This window comes from Actinoplanes cyaneus, assembly GCF_016862095.1.
Lineage (GTDB): Bacteria > Actinomycetota > Actinomycetes > Mycobacteriales > Micromonosporaceae > Actinoplanes > Actinoplanes cyaneus.
In genome coordinates this window covers 1-8,103 of the sequence record NZ_BOMH01000115.1, presented here as the reverse complement: position 1 = coordinate 8,103, position 8,103 = coordinate 1, and the positions used below count along the sequence as shown (strand labels likewise).

The window sequence follows — 8,103 nt, the reverse complement described above, 5'->3', positions numbered from 1 at the left end:
GACCCGCCGCAACACGCGCCGCCCGCTCATCAAGCTGCGCATACGTCAACGAGCGGTCGCCGCCACGGACCGCGATCGCGTCAGGAGTCGACTGCACCCAGCCCGCGATCAGATCCAGGACCGTGCCCCCTGTCACCGGCGTGACCGTGTCGTTCCAGTCCCGGGTCACCAGCGCCCGTTCGGCTTCACCGAGCACGTCGACCTGGCTCAACCGCAGCTGCGGATCGGCGGCCACCTGCTCCAGCACTCGCACCAGACGGTCGGCCAGGGCACGCACCGTCGACTCGTCGAACAGGTCCGTCGCGTACACGACCTCGCCCGTGATCCCGCCCGGCACGCCGGTCTCGTCACGGCGCTCGGCAAGCATCACCGACAGGTCGAACTTCGCCGCGGTCCGATCCGAAGCGGGCCCGGCCGGCCGCACCAGCACTCCCGGCAGGTCCCAGCCCCTGTCCGCCGAAGGCAGGTTCTGCAGCACGAACATGACCTGGAACAACGGATTGTGCGCCAGCGACCGAACCGGGTTCAGGTCCTCGACCAGCCGCTCAAACGGCACATCCTGATTCGCGTACGCAGCAAGGTCCGTTTCCCGGACCCGGCCCAGCAGATCGGTGAACGACGGATCACCGGTCAGGTCCGTACGCAAGACCAGGGTGTTGACGAAGAACCCGACCAGCTCGTCCAACGCGGCGTCACCACGACCCGCCACCGACGTGCCCAGCGGGATATCCGTGCCAGCACCCATCCGCGACAGCAACACCGCCAGCGCCGCATGCGCCACCATGAACACCGTCGAACCACTACGCCGCGCCAGCTCCACCAGCCGCGCATGCGTCTCCGCACCCACGGACAGATCCACCGCCGCACCACGCATCGACGCCACCGCGGGGCGCGGCCGGTCAACCGGCAACACCAACTCCTGCGGAGCACCGGACAACGCCTCGCGCCAATACCCGAGCTGACCCGCGACGAGGCTCTGCTCGTCGTCCAGTTCACCGAGGACTTCACGCTGCCACAGCGCGTAATCGGCGTACTGAACGGAAAGGCCGGTCCAGACCGGAGCCTGACCCTGAAGGCGGGCCGCATACGCCGCCCGCAGATCCCGGGTCAGCACCCCCATCGACCAGCCGTCCAAGGCGATGTGATGCGCCACGATCGCCAGCACGAACTCGTCCGGACCGTCCGTGAACAACCGCACCCGCCACGGCAACTCGACACTCAAGTCGAAGCCGCCGCCCAGGAAGGCAGCCAGTTCGTCGTCGGAGAACACCGCGGTGGAGAAGGGCGGGCGCTCGTCGACAATCCGCTGACTCGCCACCCCGTCGATCTCGGGGTAGATCGTCCGCAGCACCTCGTGCCGGTCCGCGACATCACCGAGCGCCGCCTCCAGCGCGGCCACGTCCAGCTCACCGGAGATCCGCACCGTCATCGGCATGTTGTAGGCGACGCCCTGACCGGCATCCTCGAGCCGGTTCAGGAACCACATCCGCTGCTGCCCGTACGACAGCGGCAGCCGCTCCGGACGCTCCCGCGCCGTCAACGCCACCCGGGTCGTACCGTCGGACTCCTCGATCAGGCCTGCCAGGGCGGCGACCGTCGGCCCGGCGAACAGGTCACGGACGCCCACCTCGGCGTTGAGCACCGCCCGGACCCGGGCGATCAGCTGCATGGCGGACAGGGAGTTGCCGCCCAGGTCGAAGAACGACACATCAGCCGGCGCGAAGTCGACGCCCAGGATCTCGGCGAAGAGCTGGCTCAGCACCTCTTCTGTGGCGGTCGCCGCGGCCCGGCCGGTGGCCTGGGTGGTCGCGTCGGGCGCCGGCAGGGCGTCCCGGTCCAGTTTGCCGTTCACCGTCACCGGCAACGCCGGCAGGAAGACCACGATCGCGGGCACCATGTACGCCGGCAGCGTCTCCGCGACGAAGGCCCGCACCTGCGCGGCGTCCACGCCGCCGGCCTGCGCCACCACGTACGCCACCAGGCGCTTGTCGCCGGGCTGATCCTCGCGGGCGACCACCGCAGCCTGGTCCACCAGCGGGTGCGACGCCACGACCGCCTGGACCTCCGCCGGCTCGATGCGGAACCCGCGGATCTTCACCTGCTCGTCCGCCCGGCCCACGACGACCAGTTGGCCGTCCTGACCCCAGTGGGCGACGTCGCCGGTGCGGTACATCCGCGAGCCCGGCACGCCGTGCCCGTCAGTGCCCACGAACGGGCACGCCATGAAGCGCTGCGCGGTCAGCCCCGGACGGCCCAGATATCCCTGTGCCAGTTGCGCTCCGGCCAGGTAGAGCTCGCCGGGAACACCCACCGGCACCGGGCGCAGCCAGGCGTCCAGCACATACGCCTGGCCGTTCTCCAGCGGTCGGCCGACCGGCACCACCTCGTCCGCGTCCGACAGCGGATCACTCAGCGTCACGCAGACGGTCGCCTCGGTCGGCCCGTACGCGTTCAGCATCCGGCGCCCGGCCGACCACCGCCGCACCAGGTCCGGCGGGCACACCTCGCCCGCCACCGCCAGCGTCTCGACCGTCGCCGGGACGTCGTCCACGGCGGCCAGGACCGACGGCGGCACTGTCACATGCGTGACGCCGAACCGTTCCACCAAGGTGGTCAGTGATCCGAACGGGGGCAGCAGGTCCCTGCCGACCATCACCAGGGTGGCGCCCGACGGCAGGGCCGTGCAGAACTCGGCGAAGGCCGCGTCGAAGCTCGGCGACGCGAACTGCAACACCCGGGAGCCCGGGCCGGCCCGGAACCGGGACACATGGCTGGCGGCCAGGCTCCCCACCCCGGCCTGCGTGACGAGCACGCCCTTCGGCACGCCGGTCGAACCCGAGGTGTAGATGAGGTACGCCGGGTTCTCCGGTCGCCGCGGCACGACCGGGGCGACTTCGGACCGGCTCGTCACCGCTTCCCGGACACCCGGGTCGTCGAGGAGAAGGCAGTTCACCCCGGCCGGCGCCGTCGACTCGCCGCAGACCACCAGGTTCACCCCGGCGTCCGTGAGCATGAAGTCCACCCGTGCCGCCGGGTATGACGGGTCCACCGGCAGGTACGCCGCACCGGCCTTGCCGACCGCGAGCAACACCCGCAGCAGCTCCGGCGACCGGTCGAGCAGGACGCCGACCATGTCACCCGGGGTCACCCCGCGGGCGATCAGCTCGTGCGCCAGTTGCGAACTCGCGCGGGACAGTTCCCGATAGGTCCACGACACGCTCTCGCCGACCACCGCGACCGCGTCCGGCGTACGGACTGCCTGTGCCTCGAACAGGTCGGCCAGTGAGCCGTCCTCGACCGCCGCTCCGGTGTCGTTCCAGTGCCGGAGCACCAGGTCCCGTTCGCCGTTCAGGAGCACATCGACGTCGCCGAGCCGCAGGTCCGGGTCCGCCGCCACCAGGGTCAGGACGCTGACCAGCCGCTCCACCAGAGCCTGCGCCGTGGACTCGTCGAACAGGTCGGTGGAGTAGAGCAGCGCGCCGGTGAGACCGGCCGGGCCTCCGTCCGCGTCCCAGTGCTCGGTGAGTGTGAGGGAGAGGTCGAACTTCGCCGCGTCCGGCAGGGCCTCGTCCTCGACGGGAGCGACCTCGACGCCGGGCAGGTTCAGCCCGCCGCCGTCCTGCCGGAGGTTCTGCAGGATGAGAGCGACCTGGAAGAGCGGGTTGTGCGCGAGCGAGCGGGCCGGGTTCAGCTCTTCGACCAGTCGTTCGAAAGGCAGATCCTGATTCGCGTACGCCGTCAGGTCGGTTTCGCGTACGCGGCGGAGCAGTTCGGTGAAGGTCGGGTTGCCGGTCAGGTCGGTGCGCAGCACCAGGGTGTTCACGAAGAACCCGAGCAGGTCGTCCAGTGCGGTGTCACCGCGGCCGGCCACCACCGTGCCGATCGGAATGTCGGTGCCCGCACCCAGCCGGGACAGCAGCATCGCGAGCGCCGCCTGGACCGTCATGAACGTCGTGGCCCGGTCCCCCTGAGCAAGCTCGGTCAGCCGGGCGTGCGTCGCCGGGTCCACCTGGATCCGGCGGGTGTCGCCCCGGTACGACGCGACCGCGGGACGCGGCCGGTCGGCCGGCAACGCCAGTTCCTGCGGGGCGCCCGCCAGTGTCTCGCGCCAGTAGCCGAGCTGGCGGGCGACGAGGCTCTGCTCGTCGTCGAGCTCTCCGAGCACCTCACGTTGCCACAGCGCGTAGTCGGCGTACTGAACGCCCAGCTCGGTCCAGGCCGGGGCCTGACCTTGAATCCGGGCCGCATACGCCGCCCGCAGATCCCGGGTCAGCACCCCCATCGACCAGCCATCCAACGCGATGTGATGCGCGACGATCGCGAGCACGAACTCACCCGGACCATCCGTGAATAGCCGCACCCGCCAGGGCAGTTCGGCACTCAGGTCGAAGCCGTGGCCCAGGCAGGCAGCCAGCTCGTCGTCGGAGAAGACGGCGGTGGAGAAGGGCGGCCGCTCGTCGACGATCTGCTGACACGCCGTCCCGTCCGTCTCCGGATAGATCGTCCGCAGAATCTCGTGCCGGCCGGCGACATCACCCAGCGCCGCCTCCAGGGCGGCCACGTCCAGGTGACCGCGTAGCCGCAACGCCATCGGCATGTTGTAGGCGGAGTCCGCCTGTTCCAGCCGGTTCAGGAACCACATCCGCTGCTGGCCGTACGACAACGGCAGCCGCTGCGGACGCTCCCCGGCCACCAACGCCGCCCGGGTCTGCCCAGCCACCGGACCACTGACCAGCACCGCCACCTCAGCCACCGACGGCGCCGTGAACAACTCCCCGATACTCAACTCCACGCTGAACACCCGCCGCACCCGAGCGATCAACCGCATCGCCGACAGCGAATCACCACCAAGATCGAAGAACGACGCATCCGCCGGCACCGCATCGATACCGAGGATCTCGGCGAACAACCCGCACAAGATCTCCTCGGTCGCCGTGGCCGGGGCACGCCCGCCCACATCGCTGAAGTCCGGGGCCGGCAGCGCAGCATGATCGAGTTTGCCGTTCACCGTCACCGGCAGGGCGTCCAGCACGATCAACAGCGGCAGCATGTAATCCGGCAGCCGCTGCGCCGCGAACTCCCGCACCTCGGCAAGATCAAGGTCACCGACCGCGACCAGATAGCCGAGCAACTGGTTGTCCCGCACGATCACCGCAGCCTGCGCCACCTGAGGATGCCCTGCCAGGACCGCTTGGACCTCGCCCGGCTCGATGCGGAACCCGCGCACCTTCACCTGATCATCCGCCCGGCCCGCGAACGTCAGCTCGCCGCCGGCGGTCCACTTCACCCGGTCACCCGTGCGATACACCCGGCCGCCCTCACCCGACGGATCCGCGACGAACCGGGACGCCGTCAGCCCCGGCCGGCGCACATAACCACGCGCCACCCCCGGACCCGACACATACAACTCACCGACTACACCCACCGGGACCGGACGCAGCCATTCGTCGAGCACCAGGACCCGCACATTCGCGATCGGCCCACCGATCGACACCACACCCGGCGACAGCGGGTTACTCATCGTCGCGCAGACCGTCGTCTCGGTCGGCCCATACGCATTGATCAACCGGCGACCCGACCAGCGCTCCACCACGCTCGGCGGGCACGCCTCACCGGCCACCACCACCGTGCCCACACCGTCGGGCAACTCACCGACCGACGCCAGCACCGACGGTGGCACCGTCACATGCGACACCCCGAACCGCTCACAGATGTCACCCAGCGCACGCTGGGGCGGCAGCCATTCCGACGACGGCGTCACAAGCGCCGCGCCCGACGCCAGCGCCACACAAAACTCCGACACCGAGGCGTCGAAGCTCCACGACGCCAACTGCAACACCCGCGAATCCGCACCGATCGCGAACCGGTCAGCCTGCGCCACCACCAGGTTCCCGAGACCGCGGTGCGTGACCGCGACACCCTTGGGCACACCCGTCGACCCGGATGTGTAGATCACATACGCCACGTCGTCCACCGACACCGGCACCAGCGCCGACTCCGGCGGCCCGGCCAACGCCTGCTCCAGCAGCAGATACGGAATACCAGCCGGGACCAGGTCCTGGGTTTCTGCCGTGCAGACCACCAGTGCGGGGGCCGCATCGGTCAGCATGAACGCGATCCGGTCCCGCGGATACTCCGGATCCACGGGCATGAACCCCGCACCGGATCGGGAGACCCCCAGCAATACCGCAGGCACCTGCCCCGAACGCGGCACCAACACCGCCACTAGGTCACCACGGCCGACACCCCGCGCCCGCAACGCCCCCGCCACCGCACCCGCAGCCGCCTCCAACTCGGCATACGTGACCTCGCCCGACTCGTCCACCACCGCAACCGCCGCCGGGGACTGCACCACCTGAGCCGCGAACAACTGCGCCACCGACGCCACGGGGACCGGACGGGTGGTGTCATTCCACTCGCCCAGAATCCGTGACCGCTCCTGATCACCGAGCACCTCGACCGCGCCCAGCCGCAGCGACGGATCCGCAGCGACCTGCTCCAAGACCCGCACCAGCCGATCAGCCAGGCCCCGCGCCGTCACCTCATCGAACAGATCCACCGCATAAACCAGGGCACCCGACAGACCAGCCGCCGCACCCGACTCCGTGCGACGCTCGGACAACGTCAACGACAGGTCCACCCGAGCCGACATCCCACCCGAGCGCACCTCATGCACCCGCGTACCCGGCAGCGTCCACTGTTGATCCGGCACGTTCTGCAACGTCAACATCACCTGGAACAACGGATGCCGCGCCAGCGACCGCGCCGGATTCAGCTCCTCCACCAGCCGTTCGAACGGAACGTCCTGATGCGCGTACGCCGACAGGTCCGTCTCCCGGACCCGCGCGAGTAGATCGGCGAACGACGGATCGCCCGACAGGTCCGTACGCAGGACCAGAGTGTTGACGAAGAACCCGACCAGGTCGTCGACTGCCGCATCCCCACGACCGGCAACCACAGTGCCGATCGGAACGTCGGTGCCCGCGCCCATCCGGGACAGCAGCACCGCCAGCGCCGCGTGCACGACCATGAACAACGTCGCGTTCTGACCACGCGCCACCGCGAGCAGCCGCGCATGCGTCGCCGCGCCGAGCTCGACCGGAATCGCACCGCCCTGATACGACGCGGTCGCCGATCGGGGCCGATCAGCCGGCAGCACCAGCTCCTGCGGGGCGCCCGAGAGCGTCTCGCGCCAGTAGCCGAGCTGACCGGCGATCAGGCTCTGCTCGTCGCCGAGCTCACCGAGCACTTCGCGCTGCCACAGCGCGTAATCGGCGTACTGCACCGGAAGGTCGGCCCAGTCCGGCGCCTGACCCTGCCGCCGCGCCACGTAGGCCGTCCGTACGTCCGCGCTCAGCACGCCCATCGACCAGCCGTCGACAGCGATGTGGTGTGCCACGATCGCCAGGACGAACTCGTCGTTGCCCAGCGCCAGCAGCCGGGCCCGCCACGGCAGGTCGGCGCTCAGGTCGAATCGCCGGGCACCCTCCTCGGCCAGGGTGGACTCGACGTCGACCGCCGCCACCTCGGTCACCGAGAGCGACGGACGGCCCGCCGGACCCCGTACGATTCGGTGCAGTGGCACGCCGTCGGCTTCGGGGTAGAGGGTGCGCAGGCTCTCGTGCCGGTCGGCCACGTCGCCGAGCGCGGCCTCCAGCGCCGCGACGTCCAGCTGGCCCGAGATGCGGAAGTGCAGTGGCAGGTTGTATGGCGACGCGCCGCCCGTTCGAGAGTCCTCCACCTGGCTGGCGAACCACATCCGCTGCTGGGCGAAGGAGAGCGGCGCGTGGTCGGAGCGAGGCTTCGCGGTCAGCGCCTGGCGGCTGTCGCCGGCGCCCTGCGCGATCCGCTCGGCGACACCGGTCACCGTGGGGTCCGTGAAGAAGTCCCGGACGCTCAGTTCGGCGCCGAGAACCGTCCGGATCCTGGCGACCAGCCGCATCGCGAGCAGTGAGTCGCCGCCCAGATCCAGGAAGGATGCTTCGGTGCCGACCCGGGTCAGATTCAGGACCTCACCGAACAGCCGGCAGAGTTCCTCCTCCGCCGGGGTGGCCGGTTCACGTTCACCGGCCGGCATGGTGACGTCGGGCGCCGGTAGTGCGG

General features: G+C 70.1%; 1 protein-coding gene. It reads right to left on the bottom strand.

Annotated features, from left to right (window positions below; translation table 11 throughout):
• Window positions 1–8,103: non-ribosomal peptide synthetase (locus Acy02nite_RS45695; protein WP_203756446.1), on the bottom strand; the 8,103-nt coding region annotated here is incomplete at both ends.